Origin of the sequence: Pseudomonas sp. dw_612 (assembly GCF_018449725.1) — a bacterium.
Classification (GTDB): Bacteria; Pseudomonadota; Gammaproteobacteria; order Pseudomonadales; family Pseudomonadaceae; genus Aquipseudomonas.
This window is the reverse complement of record NZ_JAAVVC010000004.1, coordinates 48803-75789: the sequence shown is the minus strand read 5'-3', so window position 1 is coordinate 75789 and position 26987 is coordinate 48803. Positions and strand designations below refer to the sequence as shown.

20 protein-coding genes are annotated in these 26987 nt (G+C 59.1%); 11 read left to right on the top strand and 9 right to left on the bottom strand.

The genetic code is table 11. The features are described from left to right. Positions 1-19 precede the first annotated feature (19 nt). Positions 20-1387 (top strand): DUF1329 domain-containing protein, encoded by a 1368-nt coding sequence (locus HB680_RS08185; protein WP_213938003.1) that lies wholly within the window; start codon positions 20-22, stop codon positions 1385-1387. A 53-nt stretch (positions 1388-1440) separates the two neighbouring features. Here the strand turns inward: HB680_RS08185 and HB680_RS08180 are convergent, their stop codons facing one another. Then, positions 1441-2442, bottom strand: coding sequence for an AraC family transcriptional regulator (locus HB680_RS08180; RefSeq protein ID WP_213938002.1), 1002 nt, complete (start codon positions 2440-2442; stop codon positions 1441-1443). A gap of 276 nt (positions 2443-2718) precedes the next feature. Here HB680_RS08180 and HB680_RS08175 point away from each other — a divergent pair, with 276 nt between their 5' ends. The 8 genes from HB680_RS08175 (at position 2719) to tauD (ending at position 10671) form a co-directional block, all read left to right on the top strand. Continuing rightward, positions 2719-4281, top strand: a complete 1563-nt coding sequence (locus HB680_RS08175) for a long-chain fatty acid--CoA ligase (RefSeq protein WP_213938001.1) — start codon at positions 2719-2721, stop codon at positions 4279-4281. Between the two features lie 171 nt (positions 4282-4452). Then, a complete protein-coding gene (locus tag HB680_RS08170) occupies positions 4453-5373 on the top strand; it encodes an SDR family oxidoreductase (protein WP_213938000.1) in 921 nt (306 codons plus the stop codon). 23 nt (positions 5374-5396) lie between these two features. Beyond that, the gene (locus tag HB680_RS08165) at positions 5397-6572 is read left to right on the top strand and encodes a lipid-transfer protein (protein ID WP_213937999.1); all 1176 of its coding nucleotides are present in this window, start codon (positions 5397-5399) and stop codon (positions 6570-6572) included. Positions 6573-6608: 36 nt separating this feature from the next. Further along, positions 6609-7052 carry a MaoC family dehydratase N-terminal domain-containing protein gene (locus HB680_RS08160; protein WP_213937998.1) on the top strand — a complete coding sequence of 148 codons (444 nt, stop codon included), beginning with the start codon at positions 6609-6611 and terminating at the stop codon, positions 7050-7052. A 6-nt stretch (positions 7053-7058) separates the two neighbouring features. Then, a complete protein-coding gene (locus tag HB680_RS08155; protein WP_213937997.1) occupies positions 7059-7469 on the top strand; it encodes a MaoC family dehydratase in 411 nt (136 codons plus the stop codon). A gap of 62 nt (positions 7470-7531) precedes the next feature. After that, a complete protein-coding gene (locus HB680_RS08150) occupies positions 7532-8680 on the top strand; it encodes an acyl-CoA dehydrogenase family protein (protein WP_213937996.1) in 1149 nt (382 codons plus the stop codon). A gap of 168 nt (positions 8681-8848) precedes the next feature. Next, the gene (gene tauA / locus HB680_RS08145; protein ID WP_213938238.1) at positions 8849-9835 is read left to right on the top strand and encodes a taurine ABC transporter substrate-binding protein; all 987 of its coding nucleotides are present in this window, start codon (positions 8849-8851) and stop codon (positions 9833-9835) included. Between the two features lie 2 nt (positions 9836-9837). Continuing rightward, complete coding sequence (gene tauD / locus HB680_RS08140; protein WP_213937995.1) at positions 9838-10671, top strand: taurine dioxygenase; 834 nt, start codon at positions 9838-9840, stop codon at positions 10669-10671. An 11-nt stretch (positions 10672-10682) separates the two neighbouring features. Here the strand turns inward: tauD and HB680_RS08135 are convergent, their stop codons facing one another. Together HB680_RS08135 and HB680_RS08130 are read right to left on the bottom strand one after the other, a co-directional pair. Next, a complete protein-coding gene (locus tag HB680_RS08135) occupies positions 10683-11111 on the bottom strand; it encodes a CopD family protein (protein WP_213937994.1) in 429 nt (142 codons plus the stop codon). Then, positions 11108-11464, bottom strand: a complete 357-nt coding sequence (locus HB680_RS08130; RefSeq protein WP_213937993.1) for a DUF3817 domain-containing protein — start codon at positions 11462-11464, stop codon at positions 11108-11110. Before HB680_RS08130 ends, HB680_RS08135 begins: the two co-directional genes overlap by 4 nt. Before the next feature lie 106 nt (positions 11465-11570). Here HB680_RS08130 and HB680_RS08125 point away from each other — a divergent pair, with 106 nt between their 5' ends. Continuing rightward, the gene (locus HB680_RS08125; RefSeq protein WP_213937992.1) at positions 11571-12548 is read left to right on the top strand and encodes a helix-turn-helix domain-containing protein; all 978 of its coding nucleotides are present in this window, start codon (positions 11571-11573) and stop codon (positions 12546-12548) included. A 105-nt stretch (positions 12549-12653) separates the two neighbouring features. Next, complete coding sequence (locus HB680_RS08120; RefSeq protein WP_054050904.1) at positions 12654-13307, top strand: peroxiredoxin; 654 nt, start codon at positions 12654-12656, stop codon at positions 13305-13307. Positions 13308-13322: 15 nt separating this feature from the next. On the opposite strand, the gene HB680_RS08115 is transcribed toward HB680_RS08120, so the two are convergent. The 6 genes from HB680_RS08115 to HB680_RS08090 form a co-directional block, all read right to left on the bottom strand. Then, positions 13323-15182 carry a DAHL domain-containing protein gene (locus HB680_RS08115; protein ID WP_213937991.1) on the bottom strand — a complete coding sequence of 620 codons (1860 nt, stop codon included), beginning with the start codon at positions 15180-15182 and terminating at the stop codon, positions 13323-13325. A 271-nt stretch (positions 15183-15453) separates the two neighbouring features. Next, positions 15454-16614, bottom strand: coding sequence for an FAD-dependent monooxygenase (locus HB680_RS08110; protein ID WP_213937990.1), 1161 nt, complete (start codon positions 16612-16614; stop codon positions 15454-15456). A gap of 61 nt (positions 16615-16675) precedes the next feature. Continuing rightward, positions 16676-23914 (bottom strand): non-ribosomal peptide synthetase, encoded by a 7239-nt coding sequence (locus tag HB680_RS08105; protein ID WP_213937989.1) that lies wholly within the window; start codon positions 23912-23914, stop codon positions 16676-16678. A 135-nt stretch (positions 23915-24049) separates the two neighbouring features. Beyond that, positions 24050-25318: a glycosyltransferase gene (locus HB680_RS08100; RefSeq protein ID WP_213937988.1), complete on the bottom strand. Its 1269-nt coding sequence runs from the start codon at positions 25316-25318 to the stop codon at positions 24050-24052. 37 nt (positions 25319-25355) lie between these two features. Continuing rightward, the gene (locus tag HB680_RS08095) at positions 25356-25541 is read right to left on the bottom strand and encodes a hypothetical protein (protein WP_213937987.1); all 186 of its coding nucleotides are present in this window, start codon (positions 25539-25541) and stop codon (positions 25356-25358) included. Between the two features lie 11 nt (positions 25542-25552). Next, the gene (locus HB680_RS08090) at positions 25553-26974 is read right to left on the bottom strand and encodes an AdeC/AdeK/OprM family multidrug efflux complex outer membrane factor (protein WP_213937986.1); all 1422 of its coding nucleotides are present in this window, start codon (positions 26972-26974) and stop codon (positions 25553-25555) included. Positions 26975-26987 lie beyond the last annotated feature (13 nt).

The window sequence follows — 26987 nt, the reverse complement described above, 5'->3', positions numbered from 1 at the left end:
AGTCTGCCAAGAGGTTTATATGAACGTTATTGCTTATTCAATAGGTGTCTCCGCGCTCGGCCTGTGTTTGGCCAGTGGTCATGCATTGTCTGCTGTTTCGGAAGTTGAAGCGGCCAGGTTGGGTAAAGACCTGACGCCGGTCGGCGCTGAAAAAGCCGCGAATGCCGGCGGCAGCATTCCGGCGTGGACCGGCGGCCTGCCGAAAAATGCCGGGGCGGTGGATGCCAAAGGTTTTCTGGCCGATCCCTTTCCGCAGGAGAAACCGCTGTTCACCATCACCGCGAAGACCCTGGACAAGTACAAGAAGAATCTGACGCCCGGACAGCTTGCATTGTTCGCGCGCTACCCTGACAGCTACACGATGCCGGTCTTCACCACGCATCGAACCGCGAACTTGCCGGACGATGTGTTGGCGGCTATTCGTCAAAATGCGTTGAAGGCCAATCTTGTTGAAGACGGTAATGGTCTGGACGGTTTCAGCACCGCCATTCCTTTCCCGATTCCGCATACGGGCCTGGAAGTGATCTGGAACCACTTGACGCGTTATCGGGGAGAGGGCGTTTCGCGTTTGATTACCCAAGTCACTCCACAAACCGATGGTTCGTATTCCCTGGTGCGCTTCAAGGATCAGATGACTTTCTCGCGAGGGCTGAATGATTTTGATCCGGTCAAACAATCGAACCTGTTGTTTTTCTTCAAGCAGGAAGTCATATCGCCGACACGTTTATCCGGATCGGTTGTCCTGGTTCACGAAACGCTGAATCAGGTAAAAGAGCCGCGCATGGCCTGGGTGTATAACGCCGGGCAGCGTCGGGTGCGGCGTGCTCCGCAGATTGCCTATGACGGCCCGGGTAGTGCCTCCGATGGCACCCGCACCTCGGACAACTTTGACTTGTATAACGGTTCCCCGGATCGATACGACTGGAAGCTTGAAGGGAAAAAAGAGGTGTACATCCCTTACAACAGTTATCGCCTGGACTCACCGAAATTGAAGTATGACGACGTGGTCAAGGCCGGCCATATCAATCAGGACCTGACACGCTACGAGTTGCATCGGGTATGGCATGTCGTGGCCACCCTTAAACCGGGCGCCCGGCATATTTATTCCAAACGCGATTTCTACATCGACGAGGACACCTGGCAGGCCGCGACAGTCGACCACTATGACGGCCGCGGTACGTTGTGGCGTGTGGCCGAAGGGCATCCGCAGTTTTACTACAACCAGCAGATTCCGTGGTTGACCGTGGAAACACTTTACGATTTGATCTCCGGGCGCTATCTGGCCCTCGGGTTCAAGAACGAAGAGAGCCAGGCTTATGACTTTGCGTTCAAGGCCAACAACATTGACTACACCCCGACAGCGCTTAGACAGTCTGGCGTTCGTTAAGTAAACGGTCCCGCGGTAGTCGAAAAATCCCGGGCAGGGTTCTCTGCCCGGGATCAGTCAATGCGCCGATAATCCCCAGGTGTCACACCCGTCCATCCTTTAAACGCGCGGATAAAAGCACCCGGTTCAGTGAAGCCGACTTTGATCGCGATCTCATTGATGGGCAGGTTGCGTTGCGTCAGATGGAAGATGGCGAAGTCGCGGCGGATGGTGTCCTTGATCGTCTGGTAGGGCGTGCCTTCCTGGGCCAATTTACGTCGCAGGGTTTGTGGCGCCATGTTGAACTCGCTGGCCACTATCGTGAAATCAGGAAAACCTTCTTCCATTCGGCTTTCGATCATCAGGCGGATTCGCGTGCTGTAGCTGTCATCATTTTCCAGCTTCATCAGCATATCGATGGGCGTTCTATGGAAGTATTCCTTCAGCGCGCTCTCGGACTGGATCACCGGTAACTGAAGATACTTTTTATGAAAGGCCAGGCTGTTGACGGGTTCCGAGAAACTTTGGTCGCCGGGAAACAGGAATTTATATTCGTCGACATGGGGCGGTGGCGGGTATTTAAACGTGCTGTGCCCCAACAGAATATATTTGCCCACGAGCCAACTGAAAAAGCGGTGCCAGACAATCATCAGGAATTCGGAAAATAAATGGTGGGGGTCGAGTTCCGGATTGTTGAACGTAAAGATCAAGCGAACTTCATCGCCGTCTTTTAACAGTTCTATCTGGTAGTTATTTTCGATGGTTCGATAGAAACGGGTGGCAATTTTCAATGCCATTTCCAGATTAGGCTCATGCAGCGCCAGTTTACCCATCAGGTACAACGTGCCGATTTTACAAGGGGTCAGGGTAAAACCCAGATATTCGTCTTGAAGGGCTTCCCAGGTCTTTTGCACCACTCGGGCCAACTTGTCCACGCCAATGCGGGCTTGAGGACTGTGCAGCAACTCTTCGGAAATATCGGTTTCACGCAGCAGGTCGGCGGTATCGAGACCTTTGGCAGCCACTTGCCCCAGTAAAACGGACAGGTAGTGATTGCTGGCAGTGTATTTTTTCATTGCGCTCCCGATGGGCCGGCTCATTGTGCGGAAATGTTCATTTCACTGTTGCTTTAGGGCATTGTTCTACGAGGTGGATAAAAATTAGTATCGATGTGTCGGTTGCACGAAGTCAATGCATATCAATGATTTAACCGGTTTAGCAAGATCAGAAACATCAATGTGTGAATGTACCTTTTATGTGGTCTATCGCTGATATTAGTCTGGAAAGCTTCTATTCTCTGTTAGCCCGGCGCAAGGCGTGTTAATACCCAATAATTATAAAAAGAGGCTCCCATGTACCTGTTCCAGTCGATCAAACGCAACGCGCAAGTCACTCCCAACCATATCGCTACAGTGGACGGCGTTCGGCGGCAAACATGGGCAGAACTCCACACGCGCGTGGCCAGGTTTGCTGGTGCGTTGCTCGCTTCAGGCGGGCAGGCGGGGGACCGGGTGGCGATTCTGGCGCTGAACTCGGATCGTTACTTTGAATTGTGTTTTGCGGTGCCATGGGCCAATCGCGTGGTGGTGCCTTTGAATACGCGCTGGTCCGTCAAGGAAAACGTCTATTCCCTGCGCGATTGCGGGGCGACGGTGCTGGTGGTCGATGAGGCATTCAAAGGCATTGCCCATGAGATTTTTCATCAGGTGGATAGCCTCGAAACCCTTATCTACATGGGGGGCGGGGACACGCCTGAGGGCATGCTGAATTATGAAACGTTGCTCGACGCCGCGGAGCCGGTCGAGGCGTCCCAGGCCAATTACGCTGACCTTGCCGGGATCTTCTACACCGGCGGCACGACGGGTTTTCCGAAAGGTGTGATGTTGTCCCATCAGAACCTGTGGAGCAGCGCCATATCGGTCATGGCGGGGATTTCGGTGAATGAACCCGGCACCGTCTATCTGCACGCCGCGCCCATGTTCCATCTGGCCGATCTGGCATTTTCGATTGCCAATTCGATTGCCGGGTCGACCCATGTGTTTGTTCCGGCCTTTGAGCCTGGAAACGTGCTCTCGACCATTGCCGAGCACAACGTCACGGACGTGTTGCTGGTGCCGACCATGATCTCGATGTTGTTGAGCCATCCCGCACTGGCCAATGCCGATGTTTCGTCCCTGCGCAAGATGGTCTACGGCGCCTCGCCAATGCCGGAAGGCACTTTACTGCGAGCCATCGAGGGTTTCGCGAATGTGGATTTCTACCAGGCTTACGGGCAAACCGAACTGGGGCCCATCGCGACTATTTTGAAGCCGCAATACCACGTCATCGAAGGGCCGAATGCACGCCGATTAAGGTCTGCGGGGCAGGCCGCCTATTGCGTAGAGTTGAAAATCGTCGGCGATAAAGGCGAAGCGCTGGCGGAGGGTGGCATCGGTGAAGTGGCGGTACGCGGCCCCAATACCATGCTCGGCTACTGGAACAGCCCAGAGCAGACCAGGACTGCGTTGGTTGATGGTTGGGTCATGACCGGCGACGCCGGTTATCTGGATGACGAAGGTTTTCTGTTTCTGGTGGACCGGGTCAAGGACATGATCGTCTCCGGTGGCGAGAATGTGTTCTCCGCTGAAGTGGAAAGTGCCATTTCCAAGCATCCGGCCATACACGAAGTGGTTGTCATCGGCATTCCCAGCGAACAATGGGGCGAGTCGGTGCATGCCATTGTTCGTTTGCGTGAATCAGCCGGTACAACGGAACAGGAAGTCATCGACCATTGCCGACAATACATTGCCGGTTATAAGTGTCCGCGCAGTGTCGTGTTTCGTGAAGAACCTTTCCCGATGACCGGGGCTGGAAAATTACGAAAAGTAGAGTTGCGCGAAGTGTATTGGCGTGATCGCCAGCGTGCGATCAATTAATTAATAGCGTTGGATAAACCTGTCGCAACGATGGGTTATCCAGAAACTTCAAGCGGCACCCAAGCGCGTTATTGTTAATTTAGTTGGTCTATGTCGGCATTGTTTGCCGACAAGACCGCCGGCAAAGTACATCCAGTTACCTATCAATAAGAACAATCAAGGCACTCCTAAATGAATCAGATACGATTTGACGGGCGAGTTGTAGTTGTGACTGGCGCGGGCAACGGTTTAGGCCGCGCTTATGCGTTGGAGTTTGCCCGCCGTGGCGCACAAGTTGTGGTCAATGACTTGGGCGGCAGTGGTCACGGCGAAGGACAAAGTGCTACGGCCGCTGATCTGGTGGTCGCGCAAATCCGCAGCGCCGGTGGTCAAGCGGTAGCCAACTATGACTCGGTGGAGTTCGGCGAAAGAATTATCGAGACCGCGCTGGATAACTACAGCCGGGTGGACGTTGTCATTAACAACGCCGGTATCTTGCGCGATTCCAGTTTTGCCAAGATGACCGATACCGATTGGCAGTTGATTTACCGCGTGCATGTGGACGGCGCTTATAAAGTGACTAAAGCCGCTTGGGCAAGCATGCGCGAGCAGGGTTTTGGCCGGATCATTTTTACAACGTCTGCTGCCGGGCTCTACGGCAACTTCGGCCAGGCCAACTACAGCTCGGCCAAATCCGCGTTGCTGGGCCTGGGTCGCACCCTGGCCATTGAAGGCGCGCGCAACAACATCTACTCCAACGTTATTGCGCCGATTGCCGGTTCCCGTTTGACCGAGACAATTTGGCCCGAAGAAGTGCTCAAGGCGACCAGCCCGGATTATGTCGTGCCGTTGGCGATCAAGTTGTGCGCCGAAGACAGCACCGAAAACGGTGGTGTGTTTGAAGTCGGCGCCAGTTGGTTCGCGAAAGTCCGCACCGAGCGTAGTAAAGGCGTGGCCTTCGGTATCGAGCACGCCGTCAGTGCCGAACAAGTTGCCGAGCGCTGGAGTGATATCTGTGACTTCGGTGAGTCCGAGCCGGCGGAAGATGTTTTGAGCACCTTCAACGCCGTTGGCCGTATGGTCGGCATCGACTTGTTGGCCACTAAAAAGTAACCCACCCGCAAGAGGAAACAGAGATGTCCAATGTTCGGATTGCCGGTGTGGGGATGGTCAAGTTTTGTAAACCAGGCACCCAGGAACCGTACCGGGTCATGGCTACCAAAGCGGTGCAAGCCGCCCTGGAAGATGCCGGTATCGACTACCGATTAGTGCAACAGGCGTATGCCAGTTATGTCTACGGCGACAGCACCTGCGGGCAACATGCCTTGTATGGCGTCGGCATGAGCGGCATCCCGATTATCAACGTCAATAACAACTGCTCCTCGGGTTCGACGGCCCTGTTTCTGGCGCGCCAGGCTGTAGCGAGCGGCGCTGTCGAGTGTGCGTTGGCGGTGGGTTTCGAGGAGATGCAGCCGGGCGCATTGGGTTCGGTCTGGAATGACCGTGAGTCGCCGTTCGATCCGATGGTGCAACGTCTGAATGAAGTCGCCGATGCGCCCGAGGGGCCTTTGGCGTTGCGGATGTTCGGCTCGGCGGGAACGGCGTATATCGAGAAATACAGCGCCAACCCTGACATCTTTGCCCGCGTCTCGGCCAAGACCCGCAGCCATGCGATCAAGAATCCGTTCTCGATGTTCACCACACCACTGACCGTGGCAGAAGTGATGGCAGCGCCGATTATCTACAAACCCTATTTGACCCGCCTGATGGCATGTCCGCCGAGCTGTGGCGCGGCAGCGGTCATCGTCTGCAGCGAAGCATTTGCGCGCAAACACGGCAGCGCTGGCGGCGTGGAAATCATCGGGCAATCGATGGTCACCGACCTGCAGGACAGTTGGACCGATCCGATCAACCTGATCGGCGCAAAAATGACCCGCAAAGCCGCGCAGCAGGTTTACGAAGAGGCCGGCCTGGGTCCTGAAGCGGCCCAAGTGGTGGAATTGCACGACTGCTTCACCACCAACGAAGTCATTACCTACGAAGGCTTGGGCCTGTGTGACGAAGGGCAGGCCGAGCAGTTCATTCATGACGGCGACAACACCTACGGCGGGCGCTACGTGGTCAATCCATCCGGCGGGCTGATGTCCAAGGGGCACCCCTTGGGCGCGACCGGCCTGGCCCAATGCACCGAACTGGTCTGGCATCTGCGCGGCACGGCCGGCGCGCGTCAGGTCGAAGGGGCGCGAGTGGCCTTGCAGCACAACCTGGGCCTGGGCGGAGCGGCAGTCGTCACGATGTACCGCAGCGTTTAGCCCTGCGCAGTCCAATAACAAAAAAGGAAGATCGCCATGTTGGATCGCACCAAGATCGGCACCGAATTCAAGCCGTTCGTTGTCTCCGTTGAAAAGGGTCGGCTGGCGTTTTTCGTCAAAGCCATTGGCGAGCGCAATCGCATCTATCTGGATGCGCCGAGTGCCCAGGCCGCCGGTTATCGCTCGATCCCCGCGCCGCCCACCTATGCGTCAGTGCTGGACATGGACGGTGAGAGTGATCTGCCGCCCGAAGTGCAAGCGTTGCAACTGGAGGTCGGCCGCATTCTTCATGGCAGCCAGTCCTTTGAATACTTCGAGCCGATTTACGCCGGGGATGAAATCACCGTCGCGCGCAAAATCATCGATATGTACGACAAAAAGGACGGCGCCCTGGAGTTTGTGGTGACGGAGAGCACCTACACCAATCAAAACGGCAAGTTGGTCGCCAAGGCCCAGTGCAACCTGGTTTATCGCAATTAAGGAGGGATGTCTTTCATGTCGAATATTCAAGTGGGCAGTGCAATAACGCCCTTGCAGTTGCCGCCGGTTTCTCGCCACACGTTGGCCCTGTACTGCGGCGCTTCGGGCGACCATAACCCGATCCATGTCGATTCCGACTTCGCGGTAAAAGCCGGCATGCCCGATGTGTTTGCCCACGGCATGTTGTCCATGGCTTACCTCGGACGCATGCTGACGGACTGGCAGCCGCAGTCGAAATTGCGCACGTTCACCAGCCGTTTCGTCGCGATCACCCACGTGCATGACGTGATTACGTGCACGGGCACGGTGGTCGAGTTGTTTGAAGAGCAGGGCGTGCAACTGGCGCGCCTGAGCATTGCCGCCACGACCGCCAACGGCACTCAGACGTTACTCGGTGAAGCCGTAGTGACGCTTTAACCTGCCGGTCGATAAATTCGCCATCTCTCCAGCGGATGGCGCACAACAATAAGAGGCAAGTCATGGGCATCGAGACGGATAAACCGGAACTGCAATTGTTCCGCCACAATGTGCGGCGCTTTGTACAAAACGAAGTTGTTCCCCACTACGAACAGTGGGAAAAAGCCGGCATCGTCCCGCGCGACTTCTGGAACAAGTTAGGACGCACCGGGCTCTTGTGCGTCGATATTCCCGAAGACTACGACGGTGCCGGCGCGACGTTTGAATTTTCCATGGTGGTGTCGCAAGAACTGGGCCTGGCCGGTTGCTCCGCGTTGGCCGGAAGCCTGGCGGTGCACTCCGACATTGCGGCGCATTACATTCTCAACGTCGGCACCGAACAGCAGAAAATCACCTACTTGCCGAAGATGGTCACGGGCGAGCGCATCGGCGCCATCGCGATGACCGAACCCGGTGCAGGCTCCGACTTGCAGGGCATCCGCACCAGTGCGAAGCCGGACGGCGATCACTACGTCATCAACGGCTCCAAGACCTTTATCACCAACGGCCAGCATTGCGATTTTGTGATCGTGGTCGCCAGGACCAATCCGGACGTGGCCGGCGCCAAGGGGCTGTCACTATTTATCGTCGACAGCGACAGTCCGGGGTTTGAGCGCGGGCGCAATCTGGACAAGATCGGCTGCCATTCTGCGGACACCTCCGAGCTGTTTTTCCAGGATGTTCGAGTGCCCGCCACGGCCATGTTGGGCGAGTTAAACAAAGGATTCGTGGTGTTGGCGAATGAGCTGCAACGCGAACGAGTGAGCCTGGCGACCATGGCGGTGGCGGCTGCCGAGGGCGCACTGGCGCTGACCGTGGACTACGTCAAGGAACGAAAAGTGTTCGGCGGACCGCTCGCGGAACTGCAGAACACCCGTTTCAAACTGGCGGAAATGCACACCGACATGCGCGTGCACAAAGCCTTCGTCAACGAGTGCCGCGAGCGCTTCGAAGCAGGGACGCTGGACGTCGCGTCGGTGAGCATGGCCAAGCTGGCCTGCACCGAAATGCAGGGGCGGGTGGTCGACGGTTGCCTGCAACTGTTTGGCGGCTATGGCTACATGAGCGAATACCCGATTTCCCGGGCTTACGTGGATGCGCGGGTGCAGCGGATTTATGGCGGCGCTTCCGAGATCATGAAAGAGATCATTGCCCGGGAGGTGTTGAAGTAACAAAAGCGCTCATCGGCGTTCAGCCTGGGTGAGCGCTTCAACACGTCTAAGCTCATTCCATAACAGTATTTATATTAATTTTTATAGATCATTATCCTCTAAGCAGATCGGCGCCTCTGAAGTCCAGAATTGTGCTGTTCACGCCTATTTGCTCAGGAATCCATACCAATGAAAACGCTTAAACGGGCGAGATATCTCATCTCGGCTTTGGGGCTCGCTGTACTTTCTTTGAATGCTCATAGCGCCGAACTGACCATTGGCTACATCAATGGCATCGACCCCATCAAACGCGCGATTGCGGATGGGGAATATGAAAAGGGCATCGGCGAGAAAATCGACTGGCGCAAGTTCGACGCCGGCCCGGCCGTTCTGGCGGCCATGGCCTCCGGGGATGTGCAGATCGGCAACCTGGGTTCAAGCCCGCTGGCTGCTGCGGCGTCGCGCAACATGCCGCTCGTTGCGTTCATTGTCAGCGCGCAGATTCGCAGTTCCGAAGCGTTGGTCGTGCGCGATGGCAGTGGCATAAAAACACCTGAAGACCTGCTCGGAAAAACCATCGCGGTGCCGTTTGTTTCGACTTCGCATTACAGCCTGCTCGGCGCGCTGAAGCACTGGAACCTGGACCCGCGCAAGGTCAACATCGTCAACCTGACGCCGGCGCAGATCACCGCCGCCTGGGCGCGTGGCGACATCGACGGTGCCTTTACCTGGTCGCCTGCGCTGGGTGAAATTCGCAAGACCGGCAAGATCCTGACCGACGCGGCTGAAGTGTCAAACTGGGGCGCCCCGACCTTTGAAGTGTGGGTGGCACGCAAGGATTTCGCGGAGAAGAACCCGAAGGTCGTGGCCGATTTTGCCAAAGTCAGCCTGGCGGCGATTGCCGACTACTCGGCGCACAAAAAAGACTGGACCGTCACCTCTGAACCGGTGAAAAGCATTGCCCGGCTCACCGGCGCGAATGCGGCGGATATTCCTGAACTGCTCGATGGCTCCTATTTCCCCACGGCCTCGGAACAAAAGACCGCGCAATTTCTCGCCGGCGGCACCGCGAGCGAAATCGGCAAAACCGCCGAGTTTCTGAAAGAGCAGGGGAAAATCGAAAAGGTCTTGCCTGACTACTCTGCCTTCGTCAGTGACAAGTTTATCGGGGAGTAATCATGAGCCTTACTCTTCGCCCCCTCGGCCCCACGATCGGTGCCGAGGTTGAAGGTCTGGACATGCGCCGGCCGTTGAGCGATGAACAGCATCACTGGGTCGAGCAGGCGTTGCTGCAGCATCAGGTGTTGTTCTTTCGCAACCAGACGATAACGGCCGCCGAACACGTGGCGTTTGCCGCGCGCTTCGGCGATTTGCACCGGCATCCCATTTATCCGCATGTCGAGCAACATCCGGAGCTGTTGTTGATCGACACCGCCGTCACCGACGTGCGGGACAATGCCATCTGGCACACCGACGTGACCTTCCTCGCCGAGCCGGCGATGGGCTCGGTGCTGGCGGCCCGGCACGTGCCTGCTTACGGTGGCGATACGTTGTGGGCCAATGGCGTGGCCGCTTTCGAGGCGTTGTCTGCGCCGCTCAAACAGCTGCTTGATGGCCTGACTGCGACTCATGAACTGACCAAGTCGTTTCCCACCGAGCGCTTTGGCAGCACGCCCGAAGCGCTGCAACGCTACGAAAAAGCCCGGAAGGATCATCCGCCGCTGTCCCATCCGGTGGTCAGGACGCATCCCGCAACGGGCCGTAAGGCACTGTTCGTCAATGAAGGCTTCACCACGCGCATTAATGAACTGGAAGCGAAGGAAAGTGACGCGCTATTGGCCTTGTTGTTCAGCCATGTGAGCCGCCCCGAATTCACGGTTCGCTGGCAGTGGAAAGCCAATGACGTGGCCTTTTGGGATAACCGGATCACCCAGCATTACGCCATCGATGACTACCGCCCAAACAGGCGAGTCATGCACCGGGCGACTATTTTGGGGGACGCGCCGTTTTGAGGTCGGCATCATCAAAAAGGTTTGTTGATGACCAGAAAAACGATGGCGGACGTCATGGCCAGCAGGCTCGGGAACACCAGGCGCAGGTTGGAGGAGGGGGCTTCAGTCGGGCATTCCAGGCGTCGCCGCAGCGCGCCCGATAGCCAGCCATGCATCGCTGACAGCGCCAGGACGAAGGCCAGCTTGAGGATCAACCAGTGCTCGCCGGTCCAGCCGCCGAGCGTGGCGATGGTCAGGCCGCTCAGCCAGGTGAGGGCCATCGCCGGTACGGTCATGCCGCGACACCATCGACGCAGCATTCGCAGCCGCGTCAGTTCCAAAGGTAATACCGGCCCGGACATGTTGCGACCCGCGAGCAGCAACAACGACTGCAGGAACATGCCGCTCAACCAGAAGATGACCGCGCAAACGTGCAGGGACTTGATCAACAGATAAGTCATGACGCTGCTCGCTCAACGGAAGCGGCCTGGGCATGCAGCTTTTTTGCCTGTTTGCGAAAGTACTGTGCGGCAAAAAAACCACCCAGCGGTATCAGCGCCGAACCTAGCGCCCGGGCCAGATCGCTTCGCTTCCATTTTTCGCTTTCCGCTGCGGTGATCACCAGCCAGCAATAAAGCAAAAACACCAGGCCATGCAACGGACCGATGATCTGCACCGCTGCGGGCCAATTGAAGACGTGCTTGAGCGGAACAGCGATGCCAAGCAGCACGACCAGCGTGGTGCCTTCCAGAATGGCGGCGTAGCGCAACTGTCGCAGGGTGCCAAGGGACCGTGAAGTCAGGTCATTCGTCATGGGTAGGTTTCTCCAAAGCGGAGCCTGAGTATGTCGACCTTGTGCCACCTCGCCAATTGGCTAAAATGCCACTCATCGACGGATTCAAGCCAAGTGAATAATCATCATGTCGCTACAGCCCAAACCCCATAAAGTTGCCATTCTCGCGTTTCATGGCGTGGTTTCGTTCGACCTGACCCTGCCGATTGAAATGTTCGAGCGCGTTCGCCTTGGCGCCGGGCAACGCGCTTACAACGTGATGGTCTGCGCGCAGTCGCGGGTGGTCAGAACGGAACACTTCGACCTTCAGGTGAAGTGGGATTTGAGCGACCTGATCCACGCCGATACGGTTATCGTGCCTGGCCTGGTTGATACCACGTCACCCGTGCCGCAGGCACTTTCAGACGCACTGAACGCGGCGGCAGCAGCGGGGGCGAGGATCGCATCGGTGTGTACCGGGGCGTTCATCCTGGCCGCCAGTGGCTTGCTCGACGGATTAAGCGCAACGACCCATTGGTTGGCGGCGCCCGCACTCGCTGCGCGATATCCCGCCATTACGGTCGATCCGAATGTACTGTTTATCGATAACGGGCAAGTGCTGACGTCGGCGGGCGCATCTGCCGGTCTGGATTTGTGCCTGCACATGATCAGGAAGGACCATGGCGCCGTGGTGGCTGCGGCCACGGCCCGGCTCGCGGTGATGCCACTGGAACGGGCGGGCGGACAGGCGCAGTTCATCGTTCATGAACCCATCGAATCAACCGGGACGTTGCACCCGTTGCAGCAGTGGATCGAGCAACAACTGGACAAGCCGTTGACCCTGGAGCAAATGGCCGCCAAGGCCTCGATCAGCACCCGAACCCTCAGCCGGCGCTTTCGCGAACAACTCGGTGTTACGCCCTTGCAGTGGCTATTGCACGCACGGGTCCGGCGAGCGCAATGCATTCTTGAGACCACCGAAATGTCTGTTGAACAGGTCGCGTTAAAGGCCGGATTCGGTTCGCCAACCTCCCTGCGGGAGCACTTTCGACGCGTGGTTGGAACGAGCCCGCAGGCGTACCGCAATGCATTCTCCGACGCGCTATCGCGAAAGGGCGGGCGGTAACCGCCGTGTCTTGAACCGTCTCCTATACTGTTTCGCGTCACAGGTTCAACGCAGTTCCTGAACACCGTTGAGCTTCCCTACGAACTCACAGTAAGGAGAACGAACATGGCAATCCGTATTGGCGACGAAGCACCGGACTTTACCGTCGAAAGCACCGAAGGCACGCTGCATTTCCATGAGTGGATCGGCGACAAGTGGGCGATTCTGTTCTCGCACCCCAAGGACTTCACCCCGGTGTGCACCACTGAGCTCGGCTACATGGCCGGGCTCAAACCGGAGTTCGATAAACGCAACACCAAGGTCGTCGGGCTCAGCGTCGACCCTGTCAGCAACCATGCGAGCTGGGCGAAAGATATCGAAGAAACCCAGGGCCACGCCGTCAATTACCCCATGATCGGCGACGAAAACCTGGTGGTGGCCAAGCTCTACGACATGATTCATCCGAACGCCAGCGGCGGCAATCGGACCGCCGTGGACAACGCCACCGTGCGTTCGGTGTTCATCATCGGCCCGGACAAAAAGGTCAAGGCGATGCTGATCTACCCGATGAGCGCCGGGCGCAATTTCGATGAAGTGCTGCGTCTGCTCGATGCCCTGCAATTGAACGCCAAACACACCGTCGCCACCCCGGTGAACTGGCGTCCGGGTGAAGACGTGATCATTCCGACTTCAGTCTCCGATGAAGACGCCCGGAAGAAATACCCGGACGGCTTCAGGACGGTGAAACCTTACCTGCGCACGGTGGCGCAACCGAAGTAAATCACCTGTTTGTGGTCATGGGTTGGACACCGGTAGCGCCGGGAGCGATGTTCTGTCTCCCGGCGCTTGCTGTTCACTGCCAGAGTCGCCCGCCAGCTCCAACGGAATCTCCAGGGTAAACACCGCGCCCCGTTCCGGTCCTTCACTGTGTACATGCAAGCGTCCGTTCATTTCCACCGCCGCGAGGGCGCAACTGTGCAGGCCAAAACCATGGCCTTCCTTGCGGGTGGTGAAGCCATGATTGAAGATGCGCGACAGGTTTTCGGCGGCGACGCCTTCGCCCTGATCCTTGACGCTGAAGCGCAACGTTGAGCGGTCGATGACGCTGACGCTCAAGGTCATTTCCCGTTGCTGCTCGGTGACCCTGGACATCGCATATTTGGCGTTGCTGATCAGGTTGATCAGGATCAGCAGCAACCGGTGCTTGTCGCCAATGATGGTTGGAACGTCGTGGTAGTCCTTGACCACCGTTACATGGTGACGGCTCAGGGCGCCGGAGTTCATCCGCAAGGCGTCCTCAAACAGATTGATGACGTTCAGCGGCTCGACTACCCGGGCCGCGCCGGCATAGGCCTGCTGGGTGGAAACGATGTCCTTGATGTGATCGATACTCTTGGTCAGTTGCGACAGTTCATCGACGATGCCCGATTGCTCGACAGCGATGGAATCCACCAGTTGATTGAAGTAAAGCGGCAGAAGTTTGCCTTTCTCATCGAGGGTGATGAATTGCCCCAGGTCTTCGGCATGATCGTTGATCATTTTCACCGCTTTACCCAGGCCTAAGGTTTTGCTGGTCGACAAGCGATGGGCAATGACATCGGCGGAGACGTTAACGCTGTTCAACACATTGCCTACGTTGTGCAGCACATTGGTGGCGATCTCGGCCATGCCGGCCATTCGTGCGGCATCCACCAGTTCGCGCTCGGCCTCGATCAGTTCCCGTGTGCGTTCTTCGACGCGTTGCTCAAGACGCTCGTTGGCAGTTTGCAGTTCATTGTTGATGTTGTTGATCACGGTATAACTGCGAATCAAACGACCGGCCAGGTACACCAGCAGGAATGCCATGAGGCTGGCGCAAATGGCCAGGTAGATATGGTATTGGCGGTCCTGGGCTTCCGTTCGCCGCTGGGTTTCGTTCAATAACTCATTGATGCTGTCCAGTTGCTGCGCGACGGGAATGACATTAATGCGGTCGAGCAGGTCATTCACGATGGGTTGTTCCCGGACGATGGTGTTCACGTGAGTGGCATAGGTATTAAAAGGTGCCTGGCGCTCGGGAGGGAGTTGGCTCATGTACTGGTTGAGGATGGCCAGTTGATTGTCGATTTCCTTGGCATTGTCCCTGGAGCTATATAAGGCGTATTCGAGGGTGGTCAGCGTCAGATTCAGAATATTCCAGGAGTTGGCCAGGTATTCCAGTTGTTGTTTATCAGTGATCTCTTTCAATAAGTCTTGAACGGTGTCTTCTACATCGGGCAGGGCATCAAGGGCGGCGCGCAGTGCGGCGTTGTGCTGCTTGAACTGATCAACCAGTAGCGTCTTGTTTTGTACGGCGTTCAAATAACCCTGTCGGCGATCATTCCATAAGTTGGACAGTGGGCCTGAGTTGTTCAATTTGTCCAATTGATCCCAACGGTTAGCTGATTGCGCAGGGGCTCCCAGTTGCAAACTACTGTTGATGCCGATTTTTGCCCTCAGGATTTTCACCGCCCAATTGGCATCCAGTTGTTTGAGTTGACGCACAAAGTCTCGGGATTCGAAATAAGTGGCCGTGTCATAGGTGTAAGACTTGATAAGAAGGAATATCAGCGCCGCAAAAATACTCAGTGTTATGGCGGTCAGGGTGGTCCATTTATAACGGCTGCTGATTTGCATAATGTTTTTCTACTCCCTGAAAACACAAAATTCCTACATCATGCAAAGGCCAACGTAGCAGATTCTAGTCGTGCACCGGGAAACTGCTTGTGGCGACACTAAAAAGCCCCGATGCCTTAAAGGTATCGGGGCTTTTTATTTCCTCAAGGTAATGAAGATCCCTATGTGGGAGCGGGCTTGCTCGCGAAGGCGTCGTGTCAGTCGACACTAATATCAGCTGACACACCGCCTTCGCGAGCAAGCCCGCTCCCACAGGGTGTTTGCAGTGGGTTCAGGCGCTGGGCTTGAACGACAGGATGTCGAGGTTCTTTTTACGAAAACTGCTCTGCGGAGTCAGGCGGAAATACCATTCCCGCAGCCAGCAAGCGAGTTTCGATTCGGCCTGTTCGATACCGCTCATAAACCGTGCAGCCTTCACCACCCCGTTGGCGCGCGGGTGCCGGAAGGCCTGGTACTGCGCCAGCGCTGCATTCAGGTCAGACGTTTGTGTCAGGTAGTGCGCGAGCACCACCGCATCCTCAATCGCCTGCGCCGCACCCTGGCCGAGACTCGGCAACATCGGATGCGCCGCATCGCCCAACAGCACCACGTGGCCGTCGCAGAATTGCTCCACCGGGTCGCGGTCCCGGGCGTGCATTTTCAGAATGACGCTTTCGGGCGTGGCTTCGATCGCCGCGACAACTTCCGGCGCCCAGCCGCTATAAGCGTCGAGCACCTCCTGTTTGCTGATGCTCAACGCGGCATCCGCCGCGTTGGCGTGGTTGCAGGTGCCCCACCAATACGCTTGGCCGTCGCCCACATCGCAGAGCCCGAAGCGTTTGCCGCGACCCCAGTAATGCGCCACGTAGCCTTCGCTCATCACCGGGTGGCTGAAGGGCGCGACCGCCAGCCAGGCGATGTAGCCGCTGGGGCGGGTCGGCGTGTCGCCGAGCATCTGCTGGCGAATCACCGAATTCAAACCGTCAGCGCCAATCAGCAGATCTGCGTGCCGGGTGCTGCCGTCTTCAAACGAAACCTGCACGCCCTCCGGTCGACTGGCATAACCCACGCAACGCAATCCGGTGGTCAGGCTGTCCGGCGCCAATTGTTGCGCCAAGGCCCGCAGCAGAAGAGGGCGCTGGATATTCACGCTCGGGTGACCCAGTTGTTCGCCGATCTCGTGGATCGGCATGCGGGTGATGGGATCGCCATTCTGCGTCTTGAAATAAAACTGTTTGATCACCTGGCCCGCGTGTTCCACCGGGACATGGGCACCGATGGAATGCAGCGCCGCCATGGCGTTGGCCATGACCGACAAACCGCTGCCGCCGGTGCGCAGGGTCTCGGCCGCTTCGAAGACCTCGACCTGCCAACCCGCCCGTTGCAGCGCGATGGCGGCGGTGAGTCCGCCGATGCCGGCGCCTGCCACGATGGCTTTCTTGAGTGCTGTCATACCGTTTCACCTGTATCGAGCCCGGCATCACCGGGCGTGGAATGGAGACCGTCGGTGACGGCTATGCGAATGCAGCAACGGTGTCGGCGCTTCTGACCCGCGCCGTATCGATGCGCGACTTGATGACTTCACCGACCCTGCGGATATGCGGCTCGCGCATCATGGTCAGATGGTCGCCCTCGACGGCGATGCGCTCCACGTGTGGCGCCACCGTGCGCCAGCCGCGATACGGGTCGCGGAATGCCGTGCCGACCAGTTCATGCGGGGCTTGCAGCACATCGGGCAACTCGACGTCCGCCGCGAACAGCGTCAGTGGCAAATCCAGGGGCGGGAAGCGGTAATCCAGCAGCGACTGCCAGTTGGCATGAAACACCCGGTACAGCTGATCCAGCGTCTGCAAGGTGATGCTCCGGTCGAAAATGCCCTGGGCCACGCCGTGCTGCTTGATCGCTTCGAACGCTTGCAGGTCGCTCAGCGCAGCGAAGTCGAGGGCGTGGTAGGCGTAATCTTTCTGGCCATCGCCGCTGAGCAGTTCCCACATAAACCAGTTCATGAACTCGCTGCGTTCAATCTGCACCTCGCCCTGGCTGATGCGCACGATGGTGTCGAGCAAAAACACGTTGTGCAGACGCCGCCCGCGCCGCTTCAACTCGCTGGCCAGTTCATACGCAACGACACCTCCATAGGACCAGCCGCCAATGTTCAACGGACCGGTTGGTGCGACCTGTTCAATGGCATCGGCGTAGTGCATGGCCTGGGCCTGCACCGATTGCAACGGCGCGCGGCTGTCCCACGTGCCCGGTGCTTGCAGGGCGTACAACTGAACCCGGTCCTTGAGCACTTGTGCCAATGCGGCATAACACAGCACGTGCCCACCGATGGGATGCACCAGGAACAACGTCGGCACACGCTTGGCGTTTTTGAAATCCACCAGCGCCCCGGTTTGTCCGTGGCCGGCCTCGCTCTGCTGCAATACCTGGGCAAATTCGGCGATGGTCGGGGCCTGGATAAAGTCGGACAACGACGGCTCGCAGCCTTGGTGCCGGGCCAGCATCGCAATCAAGCGCACAGCCTTGAGCGAGTTGCCGCCCAGCTCGAAGAAGTTGTCATGAACGCTGATGTCTTCCAGCTCCAGGGTTTCTTGCCAATAGGCCTGCAACAAGTCTTCCCAGGTATTGCGCGGCGCGGTAAACGGCCGCTGCAACGTGGTTTGCACGTCGACCTTTTGCAAGCGTTGGCGATCGATCTTGCCGGTCGGGCCCAGGGGTAACTTGCCGATGCTGACCAGGGTGCTGGGTAGCATGTAATCGGGCAGGGTCAGGCGCATTTCGGCCTTGAGGCGATCCAGGTCCAGCTCGCGCCCCGGCATCACCTGAACGAAACCGACCAGATTGCGGCTGCCATCCGAGGCCTGCTTGTCGATCACCGCCACTTGCTGAATGTCCGCTCCGAACTGAGGGGAGCCAAGCATGGCCACTTCGATCTCGCCCAGCTCGACGCGATAGCCGCGAATCTTCACCTGCGCATCGCTGCGACCCTGATAGATCAGGTCGCCCCCAGGCAGGTAAAACCCGATGTCGCCGGTCTCGTATAACCGGCGGCTTTCACCCTCCAACTGACGATAGACAAAGCGTTCGGCCGTCAGGTCCGGTTGGTTCCAGTAACCGTTGGCCAGGCACAGGCCTTCGATAAACAAGTCACCGCTGACCCCGACCGGACAGGCATTGCCCGTGGTGTCCAGCACATGCATGCGCACGCCATCAATCGGCACGCCAATCGGCGGCATGTTCGGCCAATCGGCGCTGGCGCCTTCAAGTCGCAGGCTGGTGACCACATGGGCTTCGGTCGGGCCGTAATGGTTTTCCACCCGACAATCGTCGAGGCCATCGATCAGGTGACGGATTTCCGCGGTGATTTTCAGTTGCTCGCCCGCCACATTGATCTGGCGCAGCGAGGCCGGGCGGATACCGAGTTGCATCGCGACCTCGGCCAGGCCCTGGAAAGCAACGTAGGGCAGGAACAGCCGATTGATGTCCTGGGCGCCGATAAATTTCAGCAACCGGATGAAGTCATAACGCAGCGCTTCATCGATCATCACCAGTTCCGCGCCGCTCGACAGGGTCGAGAGGATTTCCTGGAACGAGACATCGAACGAAATCGGCGAGTATTGCAGTGTCTTCAGCGGCAGGTTCGTGGCGTCCTGCTGACGGGTTTGCCAGCGGATCATATTGCCCAACGCGTGATGCGGCATGGCCACGCCTTTTGGCCGCCCGGTGGAACCCGAGGTGTAAAGCAAGTACGCGTTATCGTCGCCGGCAATCTCGGCGGCGATCGAGGCAACTCGCTGATGACAGCGCGCCAGGTTGCCGTCGAACTCGGCGACCACGCCGTCCCAATGCCGCCGCTCAACCTGGCTGGCCAGGGTCGCCACCAGATTGGTCGAGCCATCGCCGGACAGCACCAGACGCGGCTGTGAATCATCGAGGATCAGTCGGATGCGGTCCTGCGGGTAACTCAGGTCAATCGGCACATATGCGGCACCGGCCTGGATCACACCGAGCAGCGCGATGATCAGTTCTGGCGAGCGCGGCATCATGATTGCCACCCGATCGCCCGGCCCTATGCCACGCTGGTGCAACCAACTCGCCAGTTGCGCGCTGCGGTCCGCGAGTTGTCGGTAGGACAGTCGCGTCTCGCCAAAGCTCACGGCGATCTGCTGGTCATGACGGGCGAAGCTGTCCAGCAACAAGGTCGAGAGGTTTCCGTGGGTCGCTGGCAACCTGTGTTCGATGCGCGGCATCCAGTCCGGTATGCGCGGCGGCGCGTCGGGGTTGGCAATCATCAGTTCCAGGGTGCGCAGCATGTAATCGGCGTAGACCTCGACCTGACTGGTGGCCACCCGTGCGGTGCAGTAGTCGGTTTTCAGCATCAGCGAGCCGTTGGACGGATGCCGGCCCGCCGTGGTCAGCAAGTCATAGTTGCTGGCTTCGGTGGTTTCCCAACCGGTGAGGATTTCTTTCCCCGGCGCCAGCAGGTCGTTGAGCACATAGAAATCCACGTAGTTGAACACCACGTTCAGGGCCACATCGGTTTCCCGGTGAATCAACGCGAACGGGTAGCGCCGATGGGCAAATACCTGTTGCTCCTGGCGCATCAGACCGCGAATCACGTCGAGCCAATCAGTGCCAAGGGTGCTGAAGCGCACGGGCAGGGAATTGAGGAACAACCCCAGCACCTGGGCGCTGTCGGCAAATTCCGGGCGACCATGGCTGATCACGCCGCACAACACTTCTTGCTGATTGGACACGATGGCCTGGGCAAACCCGTGGGCCGCCAGTAACACGGCGCGCAAGGGCAGGTCCTGGTCGCGGCAGAACGCTTCGAGCCGGGCCACGTCGGCGGCGGGCATTTCCCGGTAAGCCGAGCGGTGCGGTGTCGGGTCCGGGGCCACCGCGTGGGTCCAACTGGTCATGGACGCGGCGGGGGCGTCGTGCAGGTATTCGCGCCAGAACTGACGGTGAGCCTCGTTGGCCATGGCTTCCTGTTCGAGGACGATAAAGTCGGCGGGGCTGGTGGTCAGGGCTGGCAGCGTGGCGGTCGAGGTGTAGAGCGTGATCAAGTCGCGCATCAGGGTCGCGACACTCCAGCCATCGAGAATCGCGTGATGGAAGCTGAACACCAGATCGATGTCATCCGCGCCGACGGCCACGCCGAACTGGTACAGCGGCGCCTGATGCCAATCCTCACGGTGACGTTTGCGTTCCTCGATGTAGCTGGCAACTGCCTGTTCGCGATCATCCGGGCGGGGTGAAACGATGAGCTGCACGGGCGATTCCACCACCGCATGCACCCGCGCCATTGGCGCTTCGGTGTGGCCGACATCGAACGACATGCGCAACGCCGGGTGCCGCTGGATCAAGGCACGAACGGCCCGGTCCCAAGCCACGGCGTCCCATTTCAGGCGCAGGCGATAGCGGAAGATGTCGTGATAGATCGCTGAGTCCGGGTGCATCATCGAGTGGTAGATCATCCCGACTTGCAGTTGCGACGCGGCAAACACGTCATCGAATTCCCCCGCGCTGGCCAAGCGGATGGCTTCCGGCACCTGGGCAAACGGCGCCACATGCGCCAAGGGGGCAAGGTGGGTAGAGGTGCCGCCCTGGGCTTCGACGCTTTCGGCCAGTTGCGCGATGCTCGGGTGCTGGTAAATCTGCGCCAGCGTCAGGGCAATCCCTTGCTCGCGGGCCTTGACCTGCAAGTGGATGACTTTCAGGGAATCGCCGCCGAGCATGAAATAGTTGTCGTGGATGCCCAGCTCTGAGCGCTTGAGGTTGTCCTTCCAGAGTTCGGCCAACGTCTGTTCCAACGCTGAACGCGGCGCCGTTGCGTCGCGGCTGCCCAAGGTTTCATCGGGTTCGGGCAGGGCCTTGCGGTCGAGCTTGCCGTTGGCGTTCAACGGGAATTGGTCGAGCTGGATCAGATGCCGGGGCACCATGTAGTCGGGGACTTGCTGGTGCAAAGCTTGCTGCAATGCCGTTGCTGAAAGCTCAAAACCGGGTGCGGCTACAAAGTAGGCACAGAGCCAGGCATCGCCTTCGGCCTCTTGATGGGCAATCACCACCGCTTCCTTGACGCCTTCGTACGCCATCAGCCGTGATTCGATCTCGCCCAGTTCAATGCGCAGGCCCCGAATTTTTACCTGGAAATCATTACGGCCCAGGTATTCGAGGCTGCCATCCGGCAACCAACGGCCCAGATCGCCAGTCTTGTACAGGCGCGCCTGGGGATCAGTCTGGAACGGATCACGAATAAACCGTTCCGCCGTCAGCTCGGGGCGATTCAAGTAGCCCCGCGCGACACCGATGCCACCGATGTGCAGCTCGCCGGCGACGCCCGGCGGCAGCGGTTGCAGGTTTGCGTCGAGGACATGCAGTTGCGTGTTGGCGATGGGCAGGCCGATCGGCACGATGCCGTTGTGCACGTCGGACCGGCAATGCCAGGCCGTAACGTCGATGGCCGCTTCGGTCGGACCGTAGAGGTTGTGCAACTGCACCTGTGGCAGACGTTCGAAAAAACGCTCCTGCAAGGCATACGGCAACGCTTCGCCACTGCACAGCACCTGCTTGAGTGCCGGCAAACGCTGTGGATCGGCCTGGTCGAGAAACACCTGCAACATCGACGGCACGAAATGCAGCAGCGTGATGCCGGCGCTGGCCATGATGTCCATCAAATAGCCGGGATCCTGATGCCCGCCGGGCGCCGCCACCACCAGTTGCGCACCGCTGAGCAGCGGCAGGAAAAACTCCCAGACCGACACGTCGAAACTGAACGGGGTCTTCTGCAGGATGATGCTGTGCTCATCGACGCCGTAAGCATCGCGAGCCCAGAGCAGGCGGTTGACGACGCCGTCATGCTGGTTCATCACGCCTTTGGGCAGGCCGGTGGAGCCTGAGGTGTAAATCACATAGGCGAGGTGTTGCGGCGTGAGCCCGAGGACGGGGTTTTCAATCGGTTGCCGAGCCAGGCGTTCGTGGTCGGTGTCGAGACACAACACCGGCACCGTCACGGCAGGCAGGTGGGTCAGCAAGGCACGGGTGGTGAGTAGGGCGACGGGGGCGCTGTCGCTGAGCATGTGGCTCAAGCGGTCGGCGGGATAGCCCGGGTCCAGCGGCACATAGGCGGCCCCGGCTTTGAGAATGCCCAGCAGACCCACGACCATTTCCAGGCTGCGCTCTACGCAGATGGCAATGCGGTCGTCCGGACGGATCCCGGTTTCCAGCAACGCGTGAGCCAGTTGATTGGCCTGGCGGTTCAGTGCGTCGTAGGTCAGCGATTGGTGCTCGAAGCGTACGGCAATCGCGTCCGGGCGAGCCGCAACCTGGGCCTCGATGAGTTGATGCAGCAGCGGCTTTTTCGGGTAATCAACCTCGGTGCGATTCCATTCGTCCAACAGAACGCGTTCTGCGGCCGGCATCAGCTCCAGGGCACTCACCGGCACCTCGAAATCATCCGCCACACTGTGCAGGATGCGCATAAAACGCTGTTGCAGCGCCTCGATCTGCGGCGCGTCAAAGTACGCTTCGTTGTAGATGAAATGCATCCACACATCATCGTCCGGCCCGGCCTCACGCACGTGCATGGCCAAGGGATTCTGTTCATAGCCGTTGCTGAGTTTGACCGGGTGCGCGAGGGTCGAGTCGTACCACGTGTCCTGGTCCTGCTCGAAGGACACCACCAAATCGAACAACTGCCAGCGGCCGATATTCTGCAACCCGAGTTCACGGTTCAGCTCACTCAACGGGTAACGCTGATAGCGGTAATCCTGTTTGAGCGTCAGGGCAATTTTGCTCACCAACTCGCTGAACGCCAGGTCCGTGCCGAGGCTCAGACGCACCGGGCTCATGCCGACGAACAAACCGACCGTGGCCTTGTGCGCGGCGTTGGCGCGGTTGAGGATCGGCAGGCCGATCACGATCTCATCGCGTTGGGCAACCCGGGCAAAGTAGCTGTATAGCGCGCCGAGCATCACATGGAAAATCGTCCCTTGGCCGCTTGCCTTCGCCAATTCGCCGAGGCGATTGTAAAGCGCACGGGGCAAGCGCCAGGTGTGGTTCTGGCTCGGCGTCAGGCGTTGCCCGACACGGCTTTCAGGGCGGGGCGCGAGCAGCGGTTCAGGCAACGTGCGGTATTTTTCCAGCCAGTATTGGCGTTGACGCTGGAGCGCCGCCGAGGCCTTGTCACTGCTGTGTTGTTCGAGATAGGCCTGATAACTCGGCGCCGGCAGCATCGGTGCCGTTGCGGAGTACGCCTCGCTGATGGCCTTGCCGATCATGGCAAAGGACCAGCCGTCGACGATCAGGTGATGGCAATTGAAGAAAAAGTAGTACAGGTCTTCGCGCACCTTGAGCAGTTCGGTGCGATACAGCAAGCCGTCGTCAAAGGAAAACGGCGTTTGCAGGTTTTCTTCCAGCAGCGCCAGGGCGGCAGCCTCGGGGTTGGCCTGTGCGGAGACATCGATCAAGGAATACGCGGCGCTGACCGACGCCAGGAATCGTTGGCGCGGCAGCGGATGATCCACCGAACCCGGCACCAGTTGCGTGCGCAGCGCGTCGTGGCGACTGACCACTTGGTCGATCGCGTGCTGCATCCGGGTGGCATCCACCGCGCCGTTGATCCGGGCATAACCGCCGATGTTGTACAGCGGTGAGTCTTCGTGCAGCCGCTGGTCCAGCCAGATATCCAGTTGCGGGGCCGTCAGCGGGTAAAGCAGGTCACCCAAAACGGGCTTGGCCTGAGTCATAAAGTTCTCCGTGGGCCGGGCCCAAAAACTGATGAAAAGCGTGACGACCGAGGCTTCGCGCAGGCGTGGCGAAGCAACGGAGGTCAGGAGTCCGTTGCTGGGATTAGCGGTTAAGGTGTGTGTGGCGAAACCCGACTACGCGACGCGGGACGTCTTCAAGCGAGCCCGTGCCAGTGCCTCGATCTGTAGCGCGGCCGCTTCACTGGCGCTATCGCCGCTGGGAATCAACGCACGATAGTGAGCGCAATTGGCGTGCACTTCAGGGCTGGTCAACACCGTGTCCAGTGCCTTGGCCAGCGCTTCACCGGAGGCCGGAGGCAATAAGCTCACGCCGCAACCCAGACGCTCCATCCGTGCAGCGTTGTCGAACTGGTCATGGGCAAACGGCGTCGCGACTTGCGGTACGCCGGCGGCCATCGCCAGGGCCGTGGTGCCGACGCCACCGTGGTGCACCAGTGCGGCGGTGTTGGCCAGGATGCGGCTCATCGGCACGTAGCGGCGCACCAGGATTTGCCCTGGGGCGGCCATTGCCGGGTCCACCGGTTGCCGGGTCAGGAACACCCCGCGACGGTTGACCGCTTTCAGCGCGGCAACAGCAGCGGCGAAATATTCTTCCCCATTGACCTGGGTCGAACCCGGGGTAAACACCACCGGTGATTCTTCACTGAGAAAGTCGTCCAGTTCGCTGTCGCGTTGCTGGAATCCGGATTCGTCGAACAGTGGAAAACCGGTCAATACGGTCTGGCGCGGCCAGTCCGATGCGACCTTGGCGAACCACTGCGGGAACAAGCCCAATACCCCGTCGGGTGAGCAGATCCATTCGCTGATAATTCGCTTGGTCGGTGGCAATCCCAGCTCGCGGCGAAAGCGATTGAGTTCCGGTTTCATCAGTCCGTCCAGAAAGGCCCGCTCGACCAAACGCAGCACCAGGCGTTTCACCGGGGAAGGTACAAAGGCTGGCAGGTTGGTGCCCGGCGGATGCACCGAAGGCGAGGCGGCCGACCAGAAGCCGAACGGCGAGACTTGCGCGGTGATCAGCGGAATGCCGTGTTTTTCCTGGAGCAGACGGGCCGAAAATGCCCACAGGGAACCGAGCATCACCGTCTCGTCATCACACGCCGCCTCCAGCATCCGGTACTGCTCGCGCAACGTACTGGCGACGCTTTTCCAGAGAGTGGGGAGCGAGGTTCGGGTGCGCCACAATGCCGGGTCAGCCATGACCGCCTCATATTCTTCGGCGGTGCCCAGCGGTAAAAAGGTGAAGCCGCAGCGCTCGATGAGCGGGGCGAACGCGGCACTGGCGCAAAACGTTATGCGGTGGCCCCGTGCGGCGAGCGCGCGGCCGATACCGACAAAAGGATGAACGTCACCGGCGGAGCCGATGGCCGTAATGATCACATGCATAAGAATCCGTCCTGTTGAGTGATCTGGTGGTTGCGGCTCAGGCCGGTGCGGCGATCAGATCGCGTGCCGCGTAGAAGCCCAACACCGTGCGTTTTTTCTCCCGGTATTCACAAGGCACCAACGGCGTGCCCGGCAGGTCGGAAGTGAAGGAAGGGTGTTTGACAATCATCTTTCTGCCGCCCGCGCGTAAGCGGACGTATTCACCCGGTTCGAATGTGTTCATTTTCATTGCCCTCACAATGCAACATTCAAGCGTTCGGCCCAGCCTCCGCCCAGCGCCTTGTACAGCCCGACCTCGGAGGTCAGCTGTGCGAGCCGGTCGGTGATCAGCGTTTGCTGGGCACTGAACAGGGAGCGTTGTGCGTCGAGAAAGGTCAGGTTGTTGTCGACACCAATGCGATAACGACGCTCGGCCAACCGGTAGTAATCCTGGTTCGCCTGCACGAGATCGCGTTGCGCGGTCAGTTGTTCGCTGTAGGTCTTGCGTGCCGCGAGGCCGTCGGAGACTTCCTGAAACGCGGTCTGGATTGACTTCTCATACTGCGAAACGCGGATGTCTTTCTGGATTTTCGAGTAATCGAGGCTCGCCCGCAGACTGCCGGCATTGAAAATCGGCAAGTTGATTTGCGGCTGGAACAGCCAACTGCCGGACCCACCCTTGAACAGCCCGGACAGTTGCGAGCTGGAGGTCCCGGCGTTGGCCGTCAGGGTAATGCTGGGGAAGAACGCGGCACGGGCGGCGCCGATGTCGGCATTCGCGGACTTGAGCAGGTATTCCGCTTGCAGAATATCGGGGCGCCGTTGCAACAGGTCCGACGGCAGCCCGGCCGGGACTTCGGTGAGCAGGTTTGACGCCAATGGAAGTGCCGGCAGATTGTCCGGCACCGATGTACCGACCAGCAGGGTCAGGCCATTCATGTCCTGCGCCACCTGCCGTTGAAACTTCGCCAGATTGGCGCGGGCCCCTTCGACGGTGGTCCGGGCCTGGCTGACATCCAGCGCAGACGCCACGCCAACCGCATTGCTGCGCGTGGTCAGGCGCAGGCTTTCTTCATAGGATTTGAGGGTGTCTTGCGTCAGGACCAGCAACTCCTGATCCGCACGCCAGGTCAGGTAGGCCGTGGCCACATTGGCGACCAGGCTCAGTTGCGTGCTGCGTTGGGCCTCTTCGCTGGACAGGTAAACCTGCATGGCTTCCTGGCTGAGGCTGCGGATGCGGCCAAACAGGTCCAGTTCATAAGCGCTGATGCCCAAGCCTGCCGAGTAGGAACCGCTGGTAACGGCCTCGCCGGTGGACGACAGATCACCCGGAGTGCGCTGGCGCGTACCGGAACCGCTGGCGGAAACCGCCGGGTACAAGTCTGCACGCTGAATCTGGTATTGCGCCCGATACGCCTCGACGTTCAATGCCGCTACGCGCAGGTCGCGGTTGTTGCTCAAGGCGCTCTGGATCAACTGCTGCAACGCCGGATCGCGAAACTGATCGCGCCAGCCTTGTTCGGCAGCGGAGCCGTTGGCGGCCTGGGTCGGCGCATAGGCAGGGCTTTGCGGGTACTGCTGGGCGATCGGCGCGGCCGGCCGCTGGTAGTCCGGTATTAACGAACAACCGCCGAGAACAAACGCAACGGCCGCCAGGGACATCGGGGACTTGCTCATTGACCAGCCTCGC

What these genes read in the sequence shown, in the direction of transcription:
- HB680_RS08185 (WP_213938003.1), top strand. Translation starts at nt 20, where the DNA reads ATGAACGTTATTGCTTATTCAATAGGTGTCTCCGCGCTCGGCCTGTGT.
- HB680_RS08180 (WP_213938002.1), bottom strand. Translation starts at nt 2,442, where the DNA reads ATGAAAAAATACACTGCCAGCAATCACTACCTGTCCGTTTTACTGGGG.
- HB680_RS08175 (WP_213938001.1), top strand. Translation starts at nt 2,719, where the DNA reads ATGTACCTGTTCCAGTCGATCAAACGCAACGCGCAAGTCACTCCCAAC.
- HB680_RS08170 (WP_213938000.1), top strand. Translation starts at nt 4,453, where the DNA reads ATGAATCAGATACGATTTGACGGGCGAGTTGTAGTTGTGACTGGCGCG.
- HB680_RS08165 (WP_213937999.1), top strand. Translation starts at nt 5,397, where the DNA reads ATGTCCAATGTTCGGATTGCCGGTGTGGGGATGGTCAAGTTTTGTAAA.
- HB680_RS08160 (WP_213937998.1), top strand. Translation starts at nt 6,609, where the DNA reads ATGTTGGATCGCACCAAGATCGGCACCGAATTCAAGCCGTTCGTTGTC.
- HB680_RS08155 (WP_213937997.1), top strand. Translation starts at nt 7,059, where the DNA reads ATGTCTTTCATGTCGAATATTCAAGTGGGCAGTGCAATAACGCCCTTG.
- HB680_RS08150 (WP_213937996.1), top strand. Translation starts at nt 7,532, where the DNA reads ATGGGCATCGAGACGGATAAACCGGAACTGCAATTGTTCCGCCACAAT.
- tauA (WP_213938238.1), top strand. Translation starts at nt 8,849, where the DNA reads ATGAAAACGCTTAAACGGGCGAGATATCTCATCTCGGCTTTGGGGCTC.
- tauD (WP_213937995.1), top strand. Translation starts at nt 9,838, where the DNA reads ATGAGCCTTACTCTTCGCCCCCTCGGCCCCACGATCGGTGCCGAGGTT.
- HB680_RS08135 (WP_213937994.1), bottom strand. Translation starts at nt 11,111, where the DNA reads ATGACTTATCTGTTGATCAAGTCCCTGCACGTTTGCGCGGTCATCTTC.
- HB680_RS08130 (WP_213937993.1), bottom strand. Translation starts at nt 11,464, where the DNA reads ATGACGAATGACCTGACTTCACGGTCCCTTGGCACCCTGCGACAGTTG.
- HB680_RS08125 (WP_213937992.1), top strand. Translation starts at nt 11,571, where the DNA reads ATGTCGCTACAGCCCAAACCCCATAAAGTTGCCATTCTCGCGTTTCAT.
- HB680_RS08120 (WP_054050904.1), top strand. Translation starts at nt 12,654, where the DNA reads ATGGCAATCCGTATTGGCGACGAAGCACCGGACTTTACCGTCGAAAGC.
- HB680_RS08115 (WP_213937991.1), bottom strand. Translation starts at nt 15,182, where the DNA reads ATGCAAATCAGCAGCCGTTATAAATGGACCACCCTGACCGCCATAACA.
- HB680_RS08110 (WP_213937990.1), bottom strand. Translation starts at nt 16,614, where the DNA reads ATGACAGCACTCAAGAAAGCCATCGTGGCAGGCGCCGGCATCGGCGGA.
- HB680_RS08105 (WP_213937989.1), bottom strand. Translation starts at nt 23,914, where the DNA reads ATGACTCAGGCCAAGCCCGTTTTGGGTGACCTGCTTTACCCGCTGACG.
- HB680_RS08100 (WP_213937988.1), bottom strand. Translation starts at nt 25,318, where the DNA reads ATGCATGTGATCATTACGGCCATCGGCTCCGCCGGTGACGTTCATCCT.
- HB680_RS08095 (WP_213937987.1), bottom strand. Translation starts at nt 25,541, where the DNA reads ATGAACACATTCGAACCGGGTGAATACGTCCGCTTACGCGCGGGCGGC.
- HB680_RS08090 (WP_213937986.1), bottom strand. Translation starts at nt 26,974, where the DNA reads ATGAGCAAGTCCCCGATGTCCCTGGCGGCCGTTGCGTTTGTTCTCGGC.